The organism is Citrobacter sp. MGH110 (assembly GCF_001037515.1).
GTDB lineage: Bacteria > Pseudomonadota > Gammaproteobacteria > Enterobacterales > Enterobacteriaceae > Citrobacter > Citrobacter portucalensis.
This window is the reverse complement of record NZ_KQ089830.1, coordinates 1215582-1238583: the sequence shown is the minus strand read 5'-3', so window position 1 is coordinate 1238583 and position 23002 is coordinate 1215582. Positions and strand designations below refer to the sequence as shown.

At 53.3% G+C, this 23002-nt stretch carries 22 protein-coding genes; 16 read left to right on the top strand and 6 right to left on the bottom strand.

Annotated features, from left to right (window positions below):
* The first annotated feature begins 6 nt into the window (after window positions 1–6).
* From SK38_RS05875 to SK38_RS05860, 4 genes are read left to right on the top strand one after another with little or no spacing between them, the layout of a single operon-like run.
* Window positions 7–1029, top strand: coding sequence for an ABC transporter permease (locus SK38_RS05875; RefSeq protein ID WP_003020008.1), 1023 nt, complete (start codon window positions 7–9; stop codon window positions 1027–1029).
* Window positions 1026–1922, top strand: a complete 897-nt coding sequence (ddpC, locus tag SK38_RS05870; protein WP_048235365.1) for a D,D-dipeptide ABC transporter permease — start codon at window positions 1026–1028, stop codon at window positions 1920–1922. Before SK38_RS05875 ends, ddpC begins: the two co-directional genes overlap by 4 nt.
* Window positions 1919–2905 (top strand): ABC transporter ATP-binding protein, encoded by a 987-nt coding sequence (locus tag SK38_RS05865; RefSeq protein ID WP_048235364.1) that lies wholly within the window; start codon window positions 1919–1921, stop codon window positions 2903–2905. Before ddpC ends, SK38_RS05865 begins: the two co-directional genes overlap by 4 nt.
* Window positions 2898–3833, top strand: a complete 936-nt coding sequence (locus SK38_RS05860) for an ABC transporter ATP-binding protein (protein ID WP_048235363.1) — start codon at window positions 2898–2900, stop codon at window positions 3831–3833. The genes SK38_RS05865 and SK38_RS05860 overlap by 8 nt, the downstream gene beginning before the upstream one ends.
* A gap of 19 nt (window positions 3834–3852) precedes the next feature.
* Here SK38_RS05860 and SK38_RS05855 read toward each other — a convergent pair whose 3' ends face one another.
* Complete coding sequence (locus SK38_RS05855; protein ID WP_048235362.1) at window positions 3853–4743, bottom strand: LysR family transcriptional regulator; 891 nt, start codon at window positions 4741–4743, stop codon at window positions 3853–3855.
* Window positions 4744–4885: 142 nt separating this feature from the next.
* Here SK38_RS05855 and SK38_RS05850 point away from each other — a divergent pair, with 142 nt between their 5' ends.
* Genes SK38_RS05850 through SK38_RS05825 form a run of 6 tightly spaced genes read left to right on the top strand, consistent with a single transcriptional unit; the run spans window position 4886 to window position 10595 of the window.
* Window positions 4886–5593 (top strand): CoA transferase subunit A, encoded by a 708-nt coding sequence (locus SK38_RS05850; RefSeq protein WP_003020020.1) that lies wholly within the window; start codon window positions 4886–4888, stop codon window positions 5591–5593.
* Between the two features lie 2 nt (window positions 5594–5595).
* A complete protein-coding gene (locus SK38_RS05845; protein WP_048235361.1) occupies window positions 5596–6252 on the top strand; it encodes a CoA transferase subunit B in 657 nt (218 codons plus the stop codon).
* A 10-nt stretch (window positions 6253–6262) separates the two neighbouring features.
* On the top strand, window positions 6263–7468 hold the full coding sequence (locus tag SK38_RS05840) for an acetyl-CoA C-acetyltransferase (protein WP_008784790.1): 1206 nt from the start codon (window positions 6263–6265) through the stop codon (window positions 7466–7468).
* Complete coding sequence (locus SK38_RS05835) at window positions 7458–8381, top strand: 3-hydroxyacyl-CoA dehydrogenase family protein (protein ID WP_048235360.1); 924 nt, start codon at window positions 7458–7460, stop codon at window positions 8379–8381. The genes SK38_RS05840 and SK38_RS05835 overlap by 11 nt, the downstream gene beginning before the upstream one ends.
* 37 nt (window positions 8382–8418) lie before the next feature.
* Window positions 8419–9813 carry a GntP family permease gene (locus SK38_RS05830; protein ID WP_197089502.1) on the top strand — a complete coding sequence of 465 codons (1395 nt, stop codon included), beginning with the start codon at window positions 8419–8421 and terminating at the stop codon, window positions 9811–9813.
* Between the two features lie 11 nt (window positions 9814–9824).
* Window positions 9825–10595 carry a 3-hydroxybutyrate dehydrogenase gene (locus SK38_RS05825; RefSeq protein WP_048235358.1) on the top strand — a complete coding sequence of 257 codons (771 nt, stop codon included), beginning with the start codon at window positions 9825–9827 and terminating at the stop codon, window positions 10593–10595.
* Between the two features lie 84 nt (window positions 10596–10679).
* Here SK38_RS05825 and SK38_RS05820 read toward each other — a convergent pair whose 3' ends face one another.
* The gene (locus tag SK38_RS05820; RefSeq protein WP_005126807.1) at window positions 10680–11111 is read right to left on the bottom strand and encodes an OsmC family protein; all 432 of its coding nucleotides are present in this window, start codon (window positions 11109–11111) and stop codon (window positions 10680–10682) included.
* A gap of 227 nt (window positions 11112–11338) precedes the next feature.
* On the opposite strand from SK38_RS05820, the gene sra reads away from it, so the two are divergent.
* The 5 genes from sra to SK38_RS05795 all read left to right on the top strand — a co-directional run bounded on the left by sra (window position 11339) and on the right by SK38_RS05795 (window position 16164).
* Window positions 11339–11479, top strand: a complete 141-nt coding sequence (sra, locus tag SK38_RS05815) for a stationary-phase-induced ribosome-associated protein (RefSeq protein WP_003833009.1) — start codon at window positions 11339–11341, stop codon at window positions 11477–11479.
* 179 nt (window positions 11480–11658) lie between these two features.
* The gene (maeA, locus tag SK38_RS05810; protein ID WP_048235357.1) at window positions 11659–13356 is read left to right on the top strand and encodes a malate dehydrogenase; all 1698 of its coding nucleotides are present in this window, start codon (window positions 11659–11661) and stop codon (window positions 13354–13356) included.
* Window positions 13357–13665: 309 nt separating this feature from the next.
* Complete coding sequence (locus SK38_RS05805; RefSeq protein WP_048235356.1) at window positions 13666–15381, top strand: ABC-F family ATP-binding cassette domain-containing protein; 1716 nt, start codon at window positions 13666–13668, stop codon at window positions 15379–15381.
* Between the two features lie 220 nt (window positions 15382–15601).
* The gene (locus SK38_RS05800; RefSeq protein WP_048236430.1) at window positions 15602–15880 is read left to right on the top strand and encodes a type II toxin-antitoxin system RelE/ParE family toxin; all 279 of its coding nucleotides are present in this window, start codon (window positions 15602–15604) and stop codon (window positions 15878–15880) included.
* A complete protein-coding gene (locus tag SK38_RS05795) occupies window positions 15880–16164 on the top strand; it encodes a HigA family addiction module antitoxin (RefSeq protein ID WP_003833018.1) in 285 nt (94 codons plus the stop codon). The genes SK38_RS05800 and SK38_RS05795 overlap by 1 nt, the downstream gene beginning before the upstream one ends.
* A gap of 39 nt (window positions 16165–16203) precedes the next feature.
* Here SK38_RS05795 and SK38_RS05790 read toward each other — a convergent pair whose 3' ends face one another.
* The 4 genes from SK38_RS05790 to fdnG form a co-directional block, all read right to left on the bottom strand.
* Window positions 16204–16806: an inorganic diphosphatase gene (locus tag SK38_RS05790; RefSeq protein ID WP_003833020.1), complete on the bottom strand. Its 603-nt coding sequence runs from the start codon at window positions 16804–16806 to the stop codon at window positions 16204–16206.
* Window positions 16807–16935: 129 nt separating this feature from the next.
* Entirely contained in the window at window positions 16936–17592 is a 657-nt protein-coding gene (gene fdnI, locus SK38_RS05785; protein WP_003020054.1) for a formate dehydrogenase-N subunit gamma, read from the bottom strand.
* A complete protein-coding gene (gene fdnH, locus SK38_RS05780; protein ID WP_003833024.1) occupies window positions 17585–18469 on the bottom strand; it encodes a formate dehydrogenase N subunit beta in 885 nt (294 codons plus the stop codon). The genes fdnI and fdnH overlap by 8 nt, the downstream gene beginning before the upstream one ends.
* Window positions 18470–18482: 13 nt before the next feature.
* Window positions 18483–21530, bottom strand: a complete 3048-nt coding sequence (gene fdnG / locus SK38_RS05775) for a formate dehydrogenase-N subunit alpha (RefSeq protein ID WP_156183242.1) — start codon at window positions 21528–21530, stop codon at window positions 18483–18485.
* A 288-nt stretch (window positions 21531–21818) separates the two neighbouring features.
* Here fdnG and yddG point away from each other — a divergent pair, with 288 nt between their 5' ends.
* Window positions 21819–22700 carry an aromatic amino acid efflux DMT transporter YddG gene (yddG, locus tag SK38_RS05765; RefSeq protein ID WP_048214181.1) on the top strand — a complete coding sequence of 294 codons (882 nt, stop codon included), beginning with the start codon at window positions 21819–21821 and terminating at the stop codon, window positions 22698–22700.
* Window positions 22701–23002 lie beyond the last annotated feature (302 nt).

Genomic DNA, 23002 nt, shown 5'->3' with positions numbered 1-23002 from the left:
AAGCTAATGACGTTCTGGAGTATTTTACGCCAGCGATGCTGGGGACTTATTCTGGTGGTTATCGGTGTTTGCGTAATCACCTTTATTATTTCACACCTGATACCTGGCGACCCCGCGCGGCTGCTGGCGGGCGATCGCGCCAGTGATGAAATTGTCGAAAATATTCGCCAACAGTTGGGGCTGAATCAACCGCTGTATGTCCAGTTTTTTCGCTATGTCAGCGATATTTTTCACGGCGATTTAGGCACTTCCATTCGCACAGGACGTCCGGTACTGGATGAGCTGCGCATTTTCTTCCCCGCGACCCTTGAATTGGCTTTCTGCTCTTTGTTGCTGGCGCTGGTGATAGGTATCCCGCTGGGTATTTTATCTGCGGTCTGGCGTAACCGCTGGCTTGATCACCTTGTTCGGCTAATGGCAATTACCGGTATCTCCACGCCTGCATTCTGGCTGGGGCTGGGGGTTATCGTGCTGTTTTACGGTCATCTGCAAATTTTACCCGGCGGTGGGCGTTTAGACGACTGGCTGGATCCACCTGCTCACGTCACCGGTTTCTACCTGATTGATGCTCTGCTGGAAGGCAACGGCGAAGTCTTTTTCAATGCGCTTCAGCACCTGATTTTGCCATCGCTGACATTGGCTTTTGTACATCTTGGGATCGTTGCTCGTCAGATTCGTTCCGCCATGCTGGAGCAACTGAGTGAAGATTACATACGTACCGCCCGCGCCAGCGGGCTCCCGGGCTGGTACATCGTGCTGTGCTATGCATTGCCTAACGCACTTATCCCATCAATCACCGTCCTCGGCCTGGCGCTGGGCGATCTGCTCTACGGTGCGGTATTGACCGAAACGGTCTTTGCCTGGCCTGGCATGGGCGCCTGGGTGGTGACCTCAATTCAGGCTCTCGACTTCCCGGCGGTAATGGGCTTTGCAGTGGTGGTCTCGTTCGCCTATGTGCTGGTCAACCTGGTGGTGGATTTACTCTATCTGTGGGTAGACCCTCGAATTGGACGTGGAGGTGCTGAATGATGCTCACACAAGAAACACCGACCACCCCTCAGACAGCACGTCGCCGCACGGACTGGGCCAAACTGTTCTGGATGATGAAAAGTAGCCCGCTGACGCTGGTTGGCGGGGTCATCATCGTATTGATACTGCTGCTGATGGTGCTGTCGCCGTGGATAACACCCCACGATCCGAATGCCATTAATTTGAGTGCGCGCCTGCTGCCCCCGTCAGCCGCTCACTGGTTTGGAACCGATGAAGTCGGTCGCGATCTGTTCAGCCGCGTTCTGGTAGGAAGTCAGCAATCTGTCGTTGCGGGTCTGGTGGTAGTGGGTATCGCCGGGGGATTGGGCTCACTGCTGGGTTGCTTGTCGGGTGTCATGGGCGGGCGTGCCGACGCGATAATTATGCGGATGATGGACATTATGCTGTCCATTCCTTCGCTGGTGTTGACGATGGCGTTAGCCGCCGCGCTGGGCCCCAGCCTGTTTAACGCCATGCTGGCGATTGCAATCGTCCGTATCCCTTTCTATGTACGCCTCGCCCGTGGTCAGACGTTAGTGGTACGCCAGTTTACTTTTGTACAGGCTGCCCGGACCTACGGCGCTTCACGCTGGCATCTGATTAGCTGGCACATTTTACGCAATTCTCTGCCGCCGCTCATTGTGCAGTCATCACTGGATATCGGCAGCGCGATCCTGATGGCCGCCACGCTCGGGTTTATCGGTCTGGGCGCCCAGCAGCCCAGCGCTGAATGGGGTGCGATGGTCGCAATTGGCCGCAATTACGTGCTTGATCAGTGGTGGTATTGTGCTTTTCCCGGCGCCGCCATTCTGATTACCGCCGTGGGCTTTAATCTCTTTGGCGATGGTATTCGCGATCTGCTGGATCCGAAAGCCGGAGGAAAACAGTCATGACACAACCCGTACTGGAAATCGAAGATTTGCATCTGAGTTTCCCCGGCTATAAAGCTGACGTGCATGCGCTGAACCACGTATCACTGCACATCAACCGCGGAGAAATCGTTGGTGTGGTGGGTGAATCCGGTTCCGGTAAGTCCGTGACCGCCATGCTCGCCATGCGTCTGCTACCGGAGGGAAGCTATCGTATTCACCAGGGACGCGTTTCGCTGCTGGGTGAAGATGTGCTCAACGCCAGTGAGAAACAAATGCGCCAATGGCGCGGCGCACGCGTCGCGATGATCTTTCAGGAGCCCATGACGGCACTGAATCCGACCCGCCGTATCGGCCAGCAAATGGTGGAGGTGATCCGCCATCATCAGGCGTTAAGCCGCACGGATGCCCGCCAGAAAGCCGTCGCTCTACTCGAAGAGATGCAAATCCCGGACGCGCCGGAGGTCATGAAACGTTTTCCGTTTGAGCTTTCCGGCGGTATGCGACAACGCGTGATGATTGCGCTGGCCTTTTCGTGCGAGCCGGAGCTTATCATTGCCGATGAACCGACCACTGCACTGGACGTCACGGTGCAACTGCAGGTGCTGCGTTTGCTGAAGTTAAAAGCGCGCGCCAGCGGAACAGCCGTATTATTTATCAGCCATGATATGGCGGTGGTTTCACAGTTATGCGACCGGTTGTACGTCATGTATGCCGGGAGCGTGATTGAGAGTGGCCCGACGCAAACCGTTATTCAACGCCCGACGCACCCCTATTCCATCGGCTTGCTGAAATGTGCACCGGAACACGGCGAACCGCGCGCATTGCTGCCCGCCATTCCCGGCACCGTGCCGAACCTAACCTGCTTACCTGCTGGATGCGCGTTTCGCGACCGCTGCTTTGCCGCTGGTCCTCGTTGTGAAGAAACGCCGGCGTTAAGTAGTCAGGGAGGTGCAGATCAACAATCTGCCTGCTGGTATCCGCAACTGGAGACAACACATGTCTGATTTTTTACTGGCGCTGCAGGATGTTCATGTCAACTTTCCTGCGCGTAAAAACTGGCTTGGCAAGGTTACGGAACGGGTGCATGCGCTCAACGGTCTGGATTTACAGATTCGTCAGGGTGAAACGCTGGGGATTGTTGGCGAATCCGGCTGTGGAAAAAGTACGCTGGCGCAACTGTTGATGGGCATGTTGAAACCCAGCCAGGGAAGCTATTCTCGCCGTGGTGATAAGCAGCATAACGGTATGCAAATGGTCTTTCAGGACCCTCTTTCATCACTGGATCCGCGCTTACCGGTGTGGCGGATAATTACCGAACCGGTGTGGATCCAAAAACGGAGCCCGGAGCGTGAACGACGCATACTTGCCGAGGATTTGGCACGACTGGTGGGGATTCGTCCTGAATATCTCGATCGATTGCCGCACGCGTTTTCCGGTGGACAGCGACAACGTATTGCTATTGCCCGGGCGCTATCGTCAGAGCCGGATGTTATCGTCCTTGATGAACCCACTTCAGCGCTGGATATCTCCGTGCAGGCGCAAATTCTCAACCTTCTGGTGTCACTGCAGGCGCGCAGAAACCTGACCTACGTATTGATATCGCATAACGTGTCGGTGGTCCGCCATATGAGCGACCGTGTGGCGGTGATGTATCTCGGGCAAATTGTTGAGCTGGGCGATGCCCAACAGGTTCTCACTCACCCCGCCCATCCGTACACACGATTATTGCTGGACTCGGTCCCTAAAACGGGCGCACCGCTGGCGGAAGATTTGGTGTTACGTAAAACCGAGCTACCGGGAAACCGAACGTTGCCCCAGGGCTGCTTTTTCCGTGACAGATGTCCATTGGCAACCCAAGGTTGTGAGAAGAAACAGGCATTGCTGAAGAGTGATACCGGATGTGACGTTCGCTGCTGGCGGGCGGTTACATGACCTGAGCCGTTGAGAAAAGTCAGGTGCGATACGCCTTTTTCAGTGAACCCACCAGCACCTCGGAAGCGGTAGATAATTTATGATGCGCCGAACGCAAAACCCCGATCCGACGCTGAATCACCGGCGTATCCAGATCGATACAGGTTGCGCCTAACTCTGTCATTTGCGTGCGGCATAGCGCAGGTACGGCGCTACCGCCCAGACCGTTAGCCACCAGACGGCCAACGGTCACCAGTTGATGGCTCTCCAGCGCTACTTCCAGCGTATGTCCGCTTTGCACCAGTTGTTCTTCCAGCATCAGCCGCACGGCGGACGGGCGTTGCAGGGTGATAAAATCCAGCGTCAGCAGTTCGCGCCACGCAATACGATCCCTGTCTGCCAGCCGACAGGTTGGCGGCACAATCGCGATAAAACGATCCACGCCGAGCGGCGTGAAATGCAGATGTCCCGAATAGTCCGGCTCGAAGGCTATGCCCATCTCGACCCGCCCTTCACTGACCATTTCAATCACGTGTTCATTAATTACATCGTGAACCGTTACGTTGATACCGGAATAAGAATCACGAAATGTTTTCAGTACCGATGGCAGGACGTTAGCGGCAAATGAGGGCATGGCGGCGATCGATATTTTACCGCGCTGCAGCGTAAAGCGCTGGCGCATGGCTTCTTCCGTATTCTCCCAGTCCGCCAGCAGCTGTCGCCCCATATTCAGCAGCGTTTCTCCCTCCTGCGTCAGGGTCACTTTGCGAGTTGTTCTTAACAGTAACGCCCCGCCCAGCGAATCTTCCAGTCCTTTAATCGCCAGGCTTAACGCGGGTTGCGACATATTCAGTCTTTCGCTGGCATGAGCAAAATTCAGAGTGTGAGCTACCGCTAAAAACGCGCGTAACTGTTTGATGCTCATTCCCATTTCGCATTCCTTTAACTTGTTGAATACCTTTAATTAACATTAAATTGATAAAAAAACCCAATGAGTGAGTCACAAATTTAAAATTAACAAATCATTTTTCACCCCCAATGATGTCGGCAAGGACAACTGGGGAGGCAAGTGTATGGCTGGACTGGATAAACGTGTTGCCACTTATCAAGAGGCGCTGGAAGGACTGACCGACAACATGACGCTGCTGGCGGGCGGTTTTGGTTTATGTGGGATCCCTGAAAACCTGATTACCGAAGTACGCCGTCGTGAGGTTCAGGGACTTACCGTTGTATCAAACAACTGTGGCGTGGATGGCTTTGGCCTTGGCGTGCTGCTGGAAACGCGTCAGGTGCGCAAAGTGGTCGCGTCCTATGTGGGGGAAAACGCCCTGTTTGAGAAACAGGTGCTTAGCGGCGAACTGGAAGCCATCCTGACGCCACAGGGTACGCTGGCAGAGCAGTTGCGCGCGGGCGGCGCGGGGATCCCAGCATTTTTTACCGCGACCGGATATGGAACCCCCGTGGCGGAAGGGAAAGAGGTTCGCGAGTTTGCCGGACGCCCTTATATCCTTGAGCAGGCGATAACCGGTGATTTTGCGTTGGTTAAAGGCTGGAAAGCCGACTGGTACGGCAACGTCATCTATCGCCACACCGCACAGAATTTTAATCCGCTGATGGCCGCCGCCGGGCGCATTACCGTCGTGGAAGTCGAAGAGATTGTCCCTCCCGGAGAACTGGACCCTGCTGCGATTCACACTCCCGGAATTTTCGTTAACCGCATTATTCAGGGGCAGTTTGAAAAACGTATTGAACAACGCACCCTGCGCCAGAAAGGAGCCTGACCATGTTAACGCGTGAACAAATGGCGATGCGCGTCGCCCGCGAGCTGCGAGACGGATATTACGTCAACCTTGGAATCGGCATTCCCACGCTGGTGGCAAATTACATCCCTGATGGCATGGACGTGATGCTGCAATCAGAAAACGGTTTGCTGGGTATGGGGCCGTTTCCCACAGAAGACGAAATTGATGCCGACATGATCAACGCCGGGAAACAGACAGTGACGGCGCGCAAAGGCGCGGCGATTTTCGACTCGGCGCAATCCTTCGCCATGATCCGCGGCGGCCACGTTGATCTGACGGTGCTCGGTGCGTTTGAAGTCGATGTTAACGGCAATATCGCCTCATGGATGATCCCCGGAAAAATGGTGAAAGGCATGGGCGGCGCGATGGATCTGGTTGCCGGAGCCGACAATATCATTGTGGTAATGACCCATGCTTCCAAAAGCGGTGAGTCCAAACTGCTTCCCGCCTGCACCCTGCCGCTGACCGGCGTGGCCTGCATCAAACGTGTGCTTACCGACCTGGCTCTGCTGGAAATTACCGACGGTGCGTTCATTCTGCGTGAACGTGCACCGGGCATCAGCGTGGATGAAATTGTCGCCAGAACCGCCGGCAAGCTGATCGTTCCCGAAATTGTCCCCGAAATGCACTTTAGCTGAGGAGCTGACCATGCAGGATGTTGTTATTGTCGCGGCAACGCGCACCCCGATTGGCAGTTTTCATGGCGCGCTGGCACCACTTTCCGCGGTTGAGCTTGGTTCAGTGGTGATCCGTTCGCTGCTGGAAAAAACGGCTGTGGCACCTGAGCAAATCGATGAGGTGATCTTAGGTCAGGTTTTGACTGCGGGCTGCGGCCAGAATCCAGCCAGGCAAACGGCGTTACGGGCAGGACTGCCGGTCACCACGCCCGCGTTAACCATCAACTTGGTGTGTGGTTCGGGTCTGAAGGCGGTGCATCAGGCGGTACAGGCGATTCGCTGTGGCGATGCGCAAATCGTGATTGCCGGGGGCCAGGAGAGCATGAGCAATGCGCCCTATTATCTCGACGGCGCGCGGGCCGGTCTGCGGTTGGGTCATGCCAGTATGAAAGACAGCGTGGTGCATGACGGCCTGTGGGATGCGTTCAACGACTATCACATGGGTATTACTGCCGAAAATCTGGCGGATAAGTTCGTAATCAGTCGTGAGCAGCAGGACGCTTTTGCCCTGCACTCCCAGCAAAAAGCTGCCGCCGCCATTGAAGCGGGTCGTTTTAACGCGGAAATCACGCCGGTCAGCGTCCCACAGGGCAAAAAGCCGCCACGTGTGGTGGACCGTGACGAACAACCTCGCCCGGATACTCAGGCCGACAAGCTGGCGCAACTTAAACCGGCGTTTCGTCCGGGTAACGGCACGGTGACCGCCGGAAATGCATCATCCATCAATGATGGTGCCGCCGCGGTGATGTTGATGAGCGCCGCCAAAGCGGCGGAACTCAATCTGCCAGTGCTTGCCCAGGTGGCGGGCTACGCGGTTTCTGGCGTCGATCCCGCCATTATGGGCATTGGGCCGGTAGAAGCGTCACTCCAGTGCCTGAAGCGTGCTGGCTGGACGCTAAATGACGTGGATCTTATCGAAGCCAACGAAGCCTTTGCTGCGCAAGCGCTGGCGGTTGGCGAATCCCTGAACTGGGACAGCAACCGGGTAAACGTGAACGGCGGTGCGATTGCGCTGGGGCACCCGATTGGCGCATCAGGTTGCCGAATTCTGGTAACGCTGCTGCACGAAATGGCTCGCAGCAATGCAGCTAAAGGGCTGGCTACGCTGTGCGTAGGTGGCGGTCAAGGTGTGGCGCTGGCGGTAGAACGTCCGCAGGGGGTAGCTCATGCAAAGTAAGCCTATCTGCGTTCTGGGCGCGGGGTTAATGGGTGTCGGCATTGCTACCCACTTCGCCCGTTTTGGTTACGATGTCTGGTTATACGATACTGATAGCAGCCGAATTGCAGAAATAAGCGGAGTTGCTGGCGGTATCCTGGATGAGCTGATTGTCACTGATCAATTTGCAATTGGTGAAAAAACGTCGGTCGTGGCTCGCCTGCACGGCACAACCTCGCTACAGGATATTGCCGCATGCCGGTTACTGATTGAAGCGATCCCGGAGCGGCTCGAACTCAAACACGCACTGTATGCGCAACTGGAAGAGCTGATCGCGCCGGAGGCCGTTATTGCCAGTAATACCAGCGGCCTGCCGCCGGATGCGCTGGCAGAAAAACTCGCCCATCCTGAACGGTTGCTGATCGCCCATTTCTGGCACCCGCCACATTTTATTCCGCTGGTCGAAATTGTACCTGGCACCGCAACGAAGCCAGAGTATCTCCATGAATTGCAACAACAACTGATCGCGATGCAACTTGAGGCGGTGGTGCTCGACCGCGCAGCACCAGGGTTTGTTGGCAATCGACTGCAGTTTGCTCTGCTGCGTGAAGCGCTACATATCGTTAAAAGCGGCATCGCCAGCGCAGAAGTGGTTGATCAGGTGATGCGCGCCTCGCTCGGACGTCGCTATGCAATGGTCGGTCCGCTGGAGGCTGCTGATATGACCGGACTTTCTACGGTGCAGGACATTTGTCGGCATCTGCTTCCGGAACTGGCAACCGGCAGCGACATGATGACGCTGGTCGCTGACAAGGTCGCCAACGGTAATACCGGTGTACGCAGTGGTCAGGGTTTTTATCATTGGGATGATTCGCGCAAGGAATACATCCAGCAACGCAGGGAGCATCAGCTGCGATTTGCCCTGAAGCCATAACGTCTCTTTCTGTACCCCAATATAATAATAAGGAGTCATGATGAGTGTATTAATCGCCCTGGCAGCGCTGGGCCTGCTGATGCTGGCAGCCTATCGCGGATACAGCGTCATTCTGTTTGCCCCCATCGCAGCATTAGGTGCTGTATTGCTTACTGAACCCAGCGCCGTCGGCCCTGCCTTCACCGGCCTGTTTATGGAAAAAATGGTCGGTTTTGTGAAGCTGTACTTCCCGGTGTTCTTGCTGGGGGCCGTGTTTGGCAAGTTAATCGAGTTATCTGGATTTTCACGTTCCATTGTTGCCGCCGCTATCAACATCCTCGGTCGTCGTCATGCCATTCCGGTTATTGTGCTGGTATGTGCGCTGTTGACCTACGGCGGCGTATCGCTGTTCGTCGTGGCGTTTGCGGTGTATCCGTTCGCGGCCGAACTGTTCCGTCAGAGCAATATCCCGAAGCGGCTGATCCCGGCAACCGTTGCGCTGGGCGCGTTCTCCTTCACCATGGATGCCCTGCCAGGCACACCGCAGATCCAGAACATTATTCCGACCAGTTTCTTCGGTACCAACGCCTGGGCCGCGCCGTGGCTGGGTCTGATAGGTTCCGTGTTTATCATCGTTGTTGGTCTGGTTTATCTCGAACGTCAGCGTCGTAAAGCGCAGGCAAAGAATGAAGGCTATGGGACTGAACTGTTAAACGAGCCGGAAACGCCGGATAACATTAACCTGCCGAATCCGATCATCGCGATCTCTCCGCTGATCCTGGTTGGGGTATTTAACCTGCTGTTTACCCGCTGGATCCCGCAATGGTATGGCGCCACGCATCAACTGGAGCTTCCGGGTCTCGCCAAGCCGATTACCACCGAAGTCGGTAAAATCACCGCTATCTGGGCAGTGGAAGCGGCGCTGATTTCTGGGATCCTGCTGGTGGTGATCTTCGGCTACCGCAACATTAAAGGTCGCCTGGCGGAAGGCAGCAGAACGGTGGTTGGCGGCGCGATCCTCGCGGCGATGAACACCGCGTCAGAGTACGGTTTTGGCGCAGTGATCGCCGCCCTGCCAGGTTTCCTTGTACTGTCAAAAGCACTGGCGGCTATTCCTGACCCGCTGCTCAATGAAGCTATCAGTATCACTACGCTCGCCGGGATCACCGGTTCGGCGTCTGGCGGGATGAGTATTGCCCTTGCCGCCATGTCTGACACCTTTATCGCGGCCGCTCACGCTGCCAATATCCCACTTGAAGTCTTTCACCGCGTGGCGTCTATGGCCAGCGGCGGTATGGACACCCTGCCGCATAACGGCGCAGTCATTACCTTATTAGCTATCACCGGTCTCAGCCACCGTCAGGCGTATGGCGGAATTTTTGCTATTACCGTCATTAAAAGTCTGGCCGTACTGTTTGTCATCGGCGTCTTCTACACCACCGGAATTGTTTAAGGAGAATCATCATGAACTTAACGGGAAAAACCGCCCTGGTTACCGGCTCGACCAGCGGTATCGGATTAGGTATCGCACAGGTGCTGGCGCAAGCGGGCGCCACCCTGATCCTCAACGGGTTTGGTGATGTGGATGCCGCCAAAGATGCTGTTGCCCAATATGGCAAAACACCAGGCTATCATGGCGCAGATCTGAGCGATGAAGCGCAAATTGCCGACATGATGCGCTATGCCGAGAGCGAATTCGGCGGTGTTGATATTCTGGTCAACAACGCGGGGATCCAGCATGTATCCCCGGTGGAAACCTTCCCGGTTGATAAATGGAACGCGATTATCGCCATTAATCTCTCTTCCGTTTTTCACACCACGCGTCTGGCGCTTCCTGGTATGCGCGCGCGAAACTGGGGGCGCATCATTAATATCGCTTCTGTTCACGGCCTGGTGGCCTCAAAAGAGAAATCTGCCTACGTAGCGGCGAAGCACGGCGTGGTGGGATTCACCAAGACCATCGCACTGGAAACCGCGCAGACGGGTGTCACCTGCAATGCGCTGTGTCCCGGTTGGGTGCTCACGCCGTTGGTTCAGCAGCAGATCGATAAGCGTATTGCCGAAGGCGCAGAGCCTGAGGCTGCGCGTGACGCCCTGCTGGCGGAAAAGCAGCCGTCGCGCGAATTCGTCACGCCGGAACAGTTAGGTGAGCTGGCACTATTTCTGTGTTCAGACGGTGCGGCGCAGGTGCGCGGCGTGGCGTGGAATATGGATGGCGGTTGGGTAGCGCAATAACATCATCAGGTGCCGGATAAGACTGACTTACATCCGGGGCAATCGTAGGCCGGATAAGACGCAGTCGCATCCGGCACGCCACGATTAAGACTTCAGCTGATAATCCAGCGTAATTTCCGCGTTCAGTACCTGCGATACCGGGCATCCGGCTTTTGCTTTCTGGATGATGCCGTCAAACGTGGCGGCGTCTATCCCCGGCACGCTCACCTGGCTATGCAACGCGACTTTAGTGATCGCAAACCCGGCATCTACTTTATCCAGAGAAACATCGGCAGTGGTATCAATGGCATCTGGTGTAAACCCTGCTTCGCCCAGCATCAGCGAAAGTGCCATCGAGAAGCAGGCAGCATGGGCCGCGCCAATCAATTCTTCAGGATTGGTGCCTTTCACACCTTCAAATCGTGTATTAAACCCATACGGTTGCTGATTCAACACGCCACTTTCGGTCGACACAGTGCCTTTGCCGCGCTTAATGTCACCTTCCCAGTGTGCCTGACCTTTCTTATGGATAGTCATTACCGCTCTCCTGTGTTGTCGTCGGAGTTACTAGTATAGGACGGCTGAGAAAAAGCATGTTACATACGGGATAGTTCTCATTTGCCGCTTAAGCATTGACCTTTCAGATAAAATGACCGACCATCCAGAAAGCCGTTATGTTGAACATCGGCTTTATATCAGGTTGTATTTCGTCCGTTCTCATACGGGCTCGCCCTTGAAACCAGTAACAGGATTAAGGAGTTAGAATGAAATCGAACCGTCAGGCCCGTCATATTCTCGGACTGGACCACAAAATCTCAAATCAACGTAAAATCGTGACCGAAGGTGACAAAACCAACGTGGTCAATAATCCTACTGGAAGAAAGCGCCGCACTGACGGCAAGTAGCCTTTCGCACGTCTGACTGAGTAACGAGATAAACACCATTGCAACCGCAGTGGTGTTTTTGCTTATAAAACCCCTTAACCCATTCACAATGCTTTATACTTCGCCCGTTTCCCTGGCGGACAGGCTACATACGATCATAAAGAGCGCCAGGGACGGTTATTCAAAAAAGAGTGAGTGACATGGAAAACGAAACCAAAAAATTGCGTTCCCTTTACATCCCCTACGCTGGCCCGGTACTACTGGAATTCCCTTTACTGAATAAAGGGAGCGCCTTCAGTGTGGAAGAACGCCGTAACTTCAACCTGCTGGGGTTACTGCCGGAAGTGGTCGAGACGATTGAGGAACAGGCTGAACGCGCCTGGATCCAATATCAGGGATTCAAAACCGAAATCGACAAACATATTTACCTGCGCAACATCCAGGACACCAACGAAACCCTGTTTTACCGACTGGTGCATAATCACCTGGATGAGATGATGCCAGTTATCTATACCCCAACGGTCGGCGCGGCCTGTGAGCGTTTCTCTGAGATTTATCGTCGCGCACGCGGCGTGTTTATCTCATATCAGAACCGCCACAATATGGACGATATCCTGCAAAACGTCCCTAACCACAATATCAAGGTCATCGTTGTCACCGATGGCGAACGTATTTTAGGTCTTGGCGATCAGGGGATCGGCGGGATGGGTATTCCAATCGGTAAACTGTCGCTGTATACCGCATGTGGCGGAATTAGCCCGGCCTATACTCTTCCGGTGGTACTGGATGTGGGGACCAACAACCAGCAACTGCTGAACGATCCGCTGTATATGGGCTGGCGCAATCCGCGTATCACTGATGATGAATACTACGAATTCGTTGATGAATTCATCCAGGCCGTGAAGCATCGCTGGCCGGACGTGCTGTTGCAGTTTGAAGATTTCGCCCAGAAAAACGCTATGCCACTGCTGACCCGTTATCGTGATGAAATTTGCTCGTTTAACGACGATATTCAGGGCACCGCGGCGGTTACTGTCGGTACGCTGATTGCGGCTAGCCGCGCGGCCGGTAGCCAGTTGAGTGAACAGAACATCGTCTTCCTCGGCGCAGGTTCCGCCGGTTGCGGGATCGCCGAGCAGATCGTTGCGCAGATCCAGCGTGAAGGTTTAAGCGAAGAAGCGGCGCGTCAACGCGTATTCATGGTCGACCGCTTCGGCCTGTTAACAGACAAAATGCCGAACCTGCTCTCCTTCCAAACCAAACTGGTGCAAAAACGCGAAAATCTCCAGCATTGGGATACCCAAGAAGATGTGCTGTCATTGCTCGATGTGGTCCGCAACGTTAAGCCGGATATCCTGATTGGCGTTTCCGGACAAACCGGCCTGTTTACCGAAGAGATCATCCGCGAAATGCACAAGCATTGTCCGCGTCCGATCGTCATGCCGTTGTCCAACCCCACTTCCCGTGTTGAAGCTACACCACAGGATATTATCGCCTGGACCGAAGGTAACGCGCTGGTTGCGACCGGTAGTCCGTTCGCACCGGTACTGTGGAAAGATAAAACTTACCCAATCGCCCAGTGTAACAACGCCTATATCTTCCCGGGTATCGGCCTGGGTGTGATTGCGTCTGGCGCATCGCGCATCACTGATGAAATGCTGATGTCGGCGAGTGAAACGCTGGCGCAGTATTCACCGCTGGTGCTCAACGGTGAAGGTCTGGTGCTACCGGAACTGAAAGATATTCAGACCGTTTCTCGCGCCATTGCCTTTGCCGTCGGTAAAATGGCTCAGCAGCAAGGTGTGGCAGTGAAAACCTCCGCCGAAGCGCTGCAACAGGCAATTGACGATAATTTCTGGCAGGCAGAATATCGCGACTACCGTCGTACCTCTATTTGACGGTTTGCCCGGCGGCACACTGCTGCCGGGCGTTCAACACTTGCGCTTTTGCGTAACTTACGATTACACTTTCACCACCGATTAACATTCTGAAAAACAAAAGGAGGATACTTATGCTGTACTGTGAACGTTTTATCGTTTCACATGCTTTTGGCGATCGCCAGTGCTCAAGCGTTATCGGTATCGTGCTGCGATAACTTCTGCTTGAGCGAAGCTAACTTCTAAATCCCCTTCTCTCGGGCTTACCGGGTTATCGTCAGCGATGTTTGACGAGGCGTTTTCACGCCTGTAACTCTTGAGTAAGCAACAATGAGCACATTACTAACCGCACAATCCTTACACGTTGATACGGCATTCGGCACGCTATTCGACGATCTTTCCTTTACCCTGAAAAAAGGCGACCGCATCGGGCTTATCGGTTACAACGGCTGCGGCAAAAGCACGCTGTTAAAACTGCTCGATGGCACGATCTCGCCCACCAGTGGGGCAATCGCGCAGGCGAATCACTGCCATCTCGCGCGTGTAGAACAACATCTACCTGACGATATACTGCCGCTTACGCTACAGGAAGCCGTTCTCGCTCAACTTCCCGAGCATGAACGCGCAGCTCAGCAGTGGCGAGTTGAAGCACTGCTTGCCGAAATGGGTTTTACGCCAGAGAATTTATCTCTGACTGCGCAAACGTTGAGCGGTGGCCAGCACACGCGCTTGCTATTAGCGCGGGCGCTGATGCGTAATCCTGACCTGCTGCTGCTGGATGAACCGGGTAACCACCTGGATTTGCCAACATTACTGTGGCTGGAGCAGTTCTTACAGAACTGGTCTGGCAGTTTTGTGGTGGTTTCCCACGACCCGCAGCTGCTGGACGCGGTGACTCACGGAACCTGGATCTTGCGCGATCGCACCCTGCATGCCTTCGATCTACCCTGTAGCGCGGCGCGTCAGGCTCTGGCAGAAAGAGACGCCAGCGATGCCTTGCGCCACAAGGCTGAGCAAAAAGAGATAGACCGGGTGACTGCCAGCGCCAAACGGCTGGCAACCTGGGGGCGGGTCTACGACAACGAAGATCTCTCCCGCAAGGCCAAGCAGATGGAAAAACAGGTACAGCGCCTGAAAGAGGTGCAAACAGAAGTGACGTCAGGAAGTCAGTGGACACTAACATTGCAGGGTGATGCCCTGCGTGCAGATCGTTTGCTGGAGATGACCAATCTGTCTGTAGCCCCTGCTCCCGGTGCAGATACACTGTTTTCCATTGCCGGTATCCGGTTAAAAAGCGGCGATCGCGTGGCGATTGTCGGGCGTAACGGTTGCGGGAAATCATCGCTATTAAGGCTTATCTGGCAACAGTTTCAGTCACAGCTGGCATCGCCTTCACTGGTGTTACACCCGCGCGTTACCCTGGGTTATTACGACCAGACGCTGCATCAGCTTGCCGATAACGATTCATTGTTTGACGCGCTGGAAGCGTTTTCCCCGCAGCCAGAGATTCGCAAGATGGCATTGATTAGCGCGGGATTTCCGTGGGTTCGTCATGCGCAGCGAGTCAGCACGTTAAGCGGCGGTGAGCGCTCCCGGTTACTGTTTGTTGGGTTGACGCTTGCGCGCTACAGTCTGCTGATGCTCGATGAACCGACCAACCATCTGGATATGGAAGGCAAAGAGGCGCTGGCAGAAACGCTACAAAGCTATAACGGCGGCGTGTTGCTGGTCAGTCACGACCGGCAGCTTATCAGCCAAAGCTGCAACCGGTTCTGGTTAATCGACAATGGCGAACTCAGTGAATGGCACGATCTGGAGGCGGTCAATGCGCGTATTCGGGAAACGTCCGCGGAGATAACCGTTCCCAAAACGGTGGCCGAAGAGAAAACTGAAATAAGCGGTGACAGCGATAGATTGCTGGAACAACTTCTCGATCTTGAGCAGCGTCTGGCCGACGATCTCGCCCGCAAGCCGAAACATCAAAAACCGTTGTTACAGGCGCAATGGCGCAAGGAGATTGAACGTCTGAACGCACAACTGGAGTAATCTTTATTGCCGGATGGCGCAAGCTTATCCGGCCTACATCAGCAAAATGCGCGTGTAGGCCAGGCATCCGGCAATTCTTGCGTGACGCTTTCCAGTTATTCCCCTTCTCCCTTTTTCTTTTTGCACATTCGCCGCACAATTTTAAATATCGCAATCTTGGTGTTGCGTTGAACGGAACATTGATGGTAGTGTTCCTCTTGAAGGAACAAGGATGATACGGATGATCATGAACTTCAGGCACAAGGGATTGCGCGATTTGTTTCTTCATGGACGAACATCAGGCGTTATGGCGAAACATGTCCGACGATTACGACACAGACTTGCCGTTATTGATGCGGCAAGCAAGGTTACAGAGATCAATATGCCCGGTTATAAGCTACATCCTCTGGTGGGGGAACGCGACGGCATATGGGCAATTTCTGTTTCAGGTAACTGCCGTATTACGTTTGAATTCGTCAATGGCGACGCGTACATACTGGATTACGAGGACTATCATTGATGAAGATGGCAAATCATCCCCGTCCTGGGGATATCATTCAGGAAGCGCTGGAAGAACTCAATGTCAGCCTGCGCGAGTTTGCCAGAGCTATGGAGATTGCACCTTCAACGGCAAGTCGACTATTAACCGGGAAAGCGGCTCTGACGCCTGAGATGGCGATTAAACTCTCCGTAGTGATTGGCAGTTCACCCGAAATGTGGTTAAACCTGCAAAATACCTGGAGTCTGGCAGAGGCCCAAAAAAGCGTGGATATTTCACGTCTGCGTAAGCTGGCGGTACAGTGATATAAATGCCGGATAAACTTTTGTCATCCGGCATACCATTTATTGCTGAGGTTTTTTCTCTTTCCAGGCATCCCAGGCCTGTTTGATCTCTTGCTTTGCCGTAGCGGCGTCATTGAAACCGTTTAATTCGACCTTCTTGCGCCCTTCCGGCAGATCTTTGTACACGCGGAAGAAAGATTCCAGACGTTGAACTTCAATCTTGGGCAGATCGCTTAACTCTTTGATGTCGTCATAAGTGGGGTCAATTTTACTGGCCGGAACGGCGACAATTTTGTCGTCCTTTTCACCGCCGTCGATCATCTTCAGTACGCCAATAGCGCGCAGCTTAATCAACGTTCCCGGAGCAAGCGGCGCACGGGTATAAAAAATGACGTCCAGCGGGTCACCGTCACCGGCTAAAGACTGGGTGAGTGAACCGTAGTTGGCGGGATAGGCAACCGGCATTGACTGGAAGCGATCGGCAACGATAAAACCGGTTTTGGCGTCGGTTTCATATTTAATCATTCCACCTGCCGGAATTTCGGTTACGGCATAAAACTCTTCCGGGTTGTTCTCCGGCTGAGGAAATTCGAGGATGTTCTGCGCCTGAGCTGAAGCACAAAGAAACACGCTGACTGCGAGTAATTTTTTCACCAGATGCATTGTCTTTTAACTCTTCTATTATCGGAAAGACAACACCTTACGTTCAGCAGATGACAGAAACATGACGTTTTTTTGGCAAAAAAATGGCGCTACCGATGTAGCGCCATTGCGTAGAGGGAACATCAGAGATTAGTTAACCCCTTCCTCGCTCTCTTTTTTCGCTTCTTGTCTTTCAACTTCGCGATACCAACGTGGGTGATGTTTCTTCGCCCAGCGACGGCTCACTTTCCCTTCAACCATGCCTTTAATCGATCCTTTCACCCAGAATGCCATATACATATGGATGAGGATGGCGTGCATCAGAATAATCCCCGCCGCCGCATGGATCAGCAGGCTATAGCGCACGACCTGCATCGGGAAGAACTGCGCAAAGTACGGACGCCAGATAATGATACCGGTAATCAGCAGCACGAAAATCATGCTCATAATCGACCAGAACATCATTTTCTGCCCGGCGTTGTATTTGCCCACATCTGCCACTTTGTGTTCATTGCCTTTCAGTACTTCCACAATGTTTTTCAGCCACGGAATATCTTTCTTATCCGGGATGTTGTGGTGCACAAAGCGTACAAACATGAACATCAGCGCCACGAAGATCAGTATGCCGAAGAACGGGTGCAAAATGCGTCCCATCTGCGGCGTACCGAAGGTTTGCGTCAGCCATTGCAGAGTCGGGAAGAAAAATGAAATCCCCGACAGCGCTACCAGGAAGAAGCAGATCACCACCGTCCAGTGACAGGCGCGGTCGATAAACTTCGTGCGCACAATCATTTTCGACTTACTCATGATGATCCTCCTCGTCGTCGTCCACTTCCTTATTCGGACCAATACCAATGTAGTGGTAAATCAGTCCGGCGAAGGTGGCGATAAATCCGGCAGCGGCCAGCGGCTTCAGCGCCCCTTTCCACAGATTGATAGAGGTATCTATCTGCGGGTCTTTTGGCAGACCGTGATACAGTTCAGGCTGGTTGGCATGATGCAGAACGTACATGACGTGCGTGCCGCCCACACCTTCCGGGTTGTAGAGACCGGCATGTTCAAAACCGCGAGCTTTCAGTTTTGCCACACGCTGTTCGCCCATTTCCAGCATTTCCTGCTTGGTGCCGAAATGTATTGCCCCGGTCGGACACGTTTTCACGCAGGCAGGTTCCTGCCCGACGCTGACGCGGTCCACACACAGCGTACATTTATACACCCGGTTATCCTCTTTATTGAGGCGCGGAATATTAAATGGACACCCGGCAATACAGTAGCCGCAGCCAATGCAGTGCTCTGACTGGAAATCGACAATCCCGTTGGCGTACTGGATGATGGCCCCGGCAGACGGGCACGCCTTCAGGCAGCCCGGATCTTCACAGTGCATACAGCCGTCTTTACGAATCAACCACTCCAGCTTGCCGTTCTGTTCGGTTTCGGTAAATCGCATCACCGTCCAGGACTTGGCGCTGAGATCGGCGGGGTTGTCATAAACCCCGACGCAGTGGCCAACTTCATCGCGGATATCGTTCCACTCTGAGCATGCCACCTGACAGGCCTTACAGCCTATACAGGTGGAAACGTCGATCAGCTTCGCGACTTCTGCTTTGTAATCACGGGCCTGAGGCGGCGGCGTGATGGAGTTTGTTGCGGACCGTTTGATGATGTCCTGCGTTTCCATAGACATATGTTCGCCTCCCTTACGCCTTCTCGATGTTAACTAAAAACGCTTTGTATTCCGGCGTTTGCGAGTTTGCATCACCGACATTCGGCGTCAGGGTGTTGGCGATAAAGCCTTTACGCGCGACTCCTTCAAAGCCCCAGTGGATTGGGATCCCAACCGTTTCTACCTGCTGACCGTTGACGTTCAGGGTACGCAGACGACGAGTGACCACGGCAACTGCGCGAATAAATCCACGTTTGCTGCTGACTTTCACGTGATCGCCGTTGTTGATCCCCTTCGCTGCCGCCAGCGTTTCGCTGATTTCAACAAACTGCTCTGGCTGGGCATTCGCATTCAACAATGCGTGCTTGGTCCAGGTATGGAAATGTTCGGTCAGACGATAGGTCGTCCCGACGTACGGGAAGTCCTGTTTCGTGCCCATACGGAGTTTATCCGCTTCGTACAGACGCGCTGCCGGGTTGGAGATCACATTCGGGTGCAGCGGGTTAGTGCCCAGCGGCGTTTCCATCGGCTCGTAGTGTTCCGGGAACGGACCTTCCGCCATCTTATCGATAGCAAACAGACGCCCCAGCCCTTCCGGCTGCATGATAAACGGATTGGTGCCACTGCCCGGTGCCGCGGTATTGAAGTCCGGGATATCGTTCCCCGTCCACTTCGTACCGTTCCACTGGATAAGCATGCGTTTTGGATCCCACGGTTTACCCTGCGGATCCGCCGAAGCGCGGTTATACAGCACGCGACGGTTTAGCGGCCATGCCCAGGCCCAGCCCAGCGTATTCCCGAGACCTGACGGGTCGGCGTTATCGCGATTGGCCATCTGGTTGCCCTGCTCGGTCCAGCTACCGGTATAAATCCAGCAGGATGATGACGTAGAACCATCATCGCGCAGCAGCGCAAAGCTGTTGAGCAACTGACCTTTCTTCGCAACCAGCACGCCGTTGGCATCATAGAGATCTTCCAGCGCATAGCCGTTGTTCTCTTTCGCCACTTCTTCGGAGTGCGGTTCGTCCGGCTGCTTATAGTTCCAGCTCATTTTCAGAACGGGTTCTACAGCTTTACCGCCTTCAGTGCGATACATGTCGCGCAGACGGTGGTAAATACCGGCAAGGATTTCGCCGTCGTTGCGTGCTTCTCCAGGGGCATCCTGACCTTTCCAGTGCCACTGCAGCCAGCGGCCGGAGTTGGCGATGGAACCGTCTTCTTCTGCAAAGCAGGTAGAAGGCAAACGGAAGACTTCGGTCTGAATCGACGCCGGATCAACGTCGTTTGATTCACCGTGGTTCTGCCAGAACGTTGAGGTTTCGGTCACCAGCGGATCGATAACTACCAGATACTTCAGTTTGCTGAGGCTCTGCACCACTTTGTTTTTGTCCGGGAAGGACGCAACCGGGTTAAAGCCCTGACAGATGTAGCCGGTGACTTTCCCGCTATCCATCATGTTGAAGTATTTGATGACGTCGTAGGACTGATCCCACTTCGGCAGCCACTCAAAGCCCCAATCGTTTTCTTTCTGCGCTGCATTGCCATAGAAAGATTTCATCAGGCTGACGAAGAACTTCGGATAGTTGCCCCAGTAGTTAACCTGATCGGCCAATGTCGCTTTTGGCGTGTTTGCGGCCAGATAGGTTTGCAGGTCTGTCTGTTTCTCTGACGGCAGCGTCAGGTAGCCCGGCAGGCTGGTAGAGAGCAGACCTAAGTCGGTTAACCCTTGAATGTTGGAGTGGCCGCGCAAGGCGTTGACACCGCCACCTGCCATCCCCATGTTGCCGAGCAGCAACTGGATCATCGCCATGGTGCGGATGTTCTGTGCCCCGACGGTATGCTGAGTCCAACCCAGCGCGTACAGGAACGTGGTGGTGCGATCGGCTGCACTGGTGGAAGCCAGCACTTCGCAGACTTTCAGGAAGTCTTCTTTCGGCGTACCACAAATGTTTTCCACCACATCCGGCGTGTAGCGGGAAACGTGCTGTTTTAGCAGGTTCCAGACACAGCGAGGATGGCTTAACGTTTCATCGCGTTTCGCGTAGCCGTTTTCATCGAACTGGTAGTTCCAGGACGATTTATCGTATTGGCGTTTTTTCGCGTCATACCCGCTGAACAGACCGTCTTCAAAAGCATAGTCATCCCGCACCAGCAGGCTGGCATTGGTGTAATGCTTAACGTATTCAGCGTTAATTTTGTTGTTTTCAATCAGGTACAGCAAGACGCCGGACAGGAACGTAATGTCCGTGCCGGAACGAATTGGCGCATAGATATCCGCCACCGAAGCTGTACGTGTAAAACGAGGGTCAACAACAATCAGCGTGGCATCATTGTTGTTTTTGGCTTCCATCGCCCAGCGGAATCCCACCGGATGTGCTTCAGCGGCGTTACCGCCCATCACCATCACGACGTTAGCGTTTTTAATATCAACCCAGTGGTTGGTCATCGCACCGCGACCAAATGTTGGAGCAAGACTTGCTACCGTTGGTCCGTGTCAGACGCGCGCCTGGTTGTCTACTGCCAGCATGCCGAGTGAGCGCACAAATTTTTGCGTCAGCATACCGGTTTCATTACTTGCCGCAGATGCACACAGCATCCCGGTTGAAAGCCAGCGGTTTACCGTTACGCCCTGCTCATTCTTCTCAATAAAGTTGGCGTCACGGTCAGTTTTCATCAGCTTCGCGATACGGGTGAATGCTTCATCCCAGCTGATACGCTGCCATTTGTCGGAACCTGGTGCACGGTATTCCGGGTAACGCAGACGGTTTTCACTGTGCACGTAATCCAGTAATCCTGCGCCCTTAGGGCATAATGCCCCACGGCTCACCGGATGATCCGGATCCCCTTCAATATGGTAAATCGACTCTTTGGCGTTTTTTGCTCCATCTCCCAGGCTATACATTAATAGCCCGCAACCTACGGAACAGTATGTGCAGGTGTTTCGGATCTCTTTGGCGCGTAACAGCTTATAGTTTCGCGCCTGAGCCAGTGCCATTTTGGGTGCAAAACCCAGAGCAGCTACTGTTGTTCCCGCCATACCGCCCGCGCAGATTTTAAAAAATTGTCTGCGGCTGACGTCCATTGCTTTCCTCTTTTTTGCAGGGATTCGTACAGGACATCTCTCAAATCGCGCCAGCGCGGCATAATTGAAAGATGACATGTACAACTTCGCGACGAAACTATCAGCTATATCCATATTTTTTTTGCGTCAAATCAATAACGAAACGGTTCCGCTACTAAATAGTGCACTTTGTTTAACCTTTGTACCCATAAGGGGGTAGGTGAAAGGTAATTAGTTAGCGCGCTACGGTGTAAAAGTGCTATAAATTTCAGCTTGAATTTTTGCCAGCACCATGGACAGACAATCAGAATGACAAAACAAAAAGCGACGTTAATTGGGCTCATTGCCATCGTGCTCTGGAGCACGATGGTCGGGCTAATGCGTGGGGTAAGTGAAGGACTGGGTCCTGCGGGTGGCGCAGCAATGATTTTTTCGTTAAGTGGCCTGTTGCTGATTTTTACCGTTGGCTTTCCGAATATCAGAAAAATTCCTGTGCGTTATTTAATCGCGGGTAGCGTGCTTTTTGTTACCTATGAAATATGTTTAGCGCTGGCTCTCGGTTATGCGGCTACTCGTCACCAGGCTATTGAAGTCGGTATGGTCAATTATCTCTGGCCGAGTCTGACGATATTGTTTGCTATTTTATTTAATGGTCAAAAAACAACCTGGCTGGTAATCCCTGGATTAATTATCGCATTGACCGGGGTTTGTTGGGTATTAGGTGGCGAAAATGGCCTTAATCCTGGTGAAATTATAAACAATGTTGCCAGCAGCCCGCTGAGCTATTTCCTCGCCTTTCTTGGCGCATTTATCTGGGCAACGTATTGCACGGTGACCAATAAATACGCAAAAGGCTTTAACGGTATTACCGTATTCGTTTTACTAACGGCTGCAAGTTTGTGGGTTTACTATTTTATGACTCCGCAACCAGAAATGAATTTCAGCACTTCGGTGACTATTAAAATGTTCTCAGCGGCATTAACGTTAGGATTTGCCTATGCGGCGTGGAATATTGGCATTTTGCATGGCAACGTGACCATCATGGCCGTAGGTTCCTATTTTACCCCAGTGCTATCCTCCGCTCTGGCTGCTGTGTTACTCAGCGCCCCGTTGTCGCTATCTTTCTGGCAGGGTGCATTGATGGTTTGTGCGGGTTCGCTACTTTGCTGGTTGGCAACACGCCGCGCCTGAAAAAAAATCCGGGTTTTATCGCGCAAATCTAAAACCCGGCTACACTGTAATCAAATTAATGAATAATAAATGTTCATTCCATTTGTTGTTTATGTTTATTTTTGTTTAATTTAATGTTAAATAATTGGTGATTAATTAACTCCCGAAAATATTGCATGCTTATCTATATTCCTCAGTATGTATATATTATACCTGCGTGACTAACGCCATTTAAACCATAGACGGCACAATAGTCCCCTACGTAAATATACCCATTCAGATTTGTCACATATAAAGATTAATACAATCAGCTATATTATGTA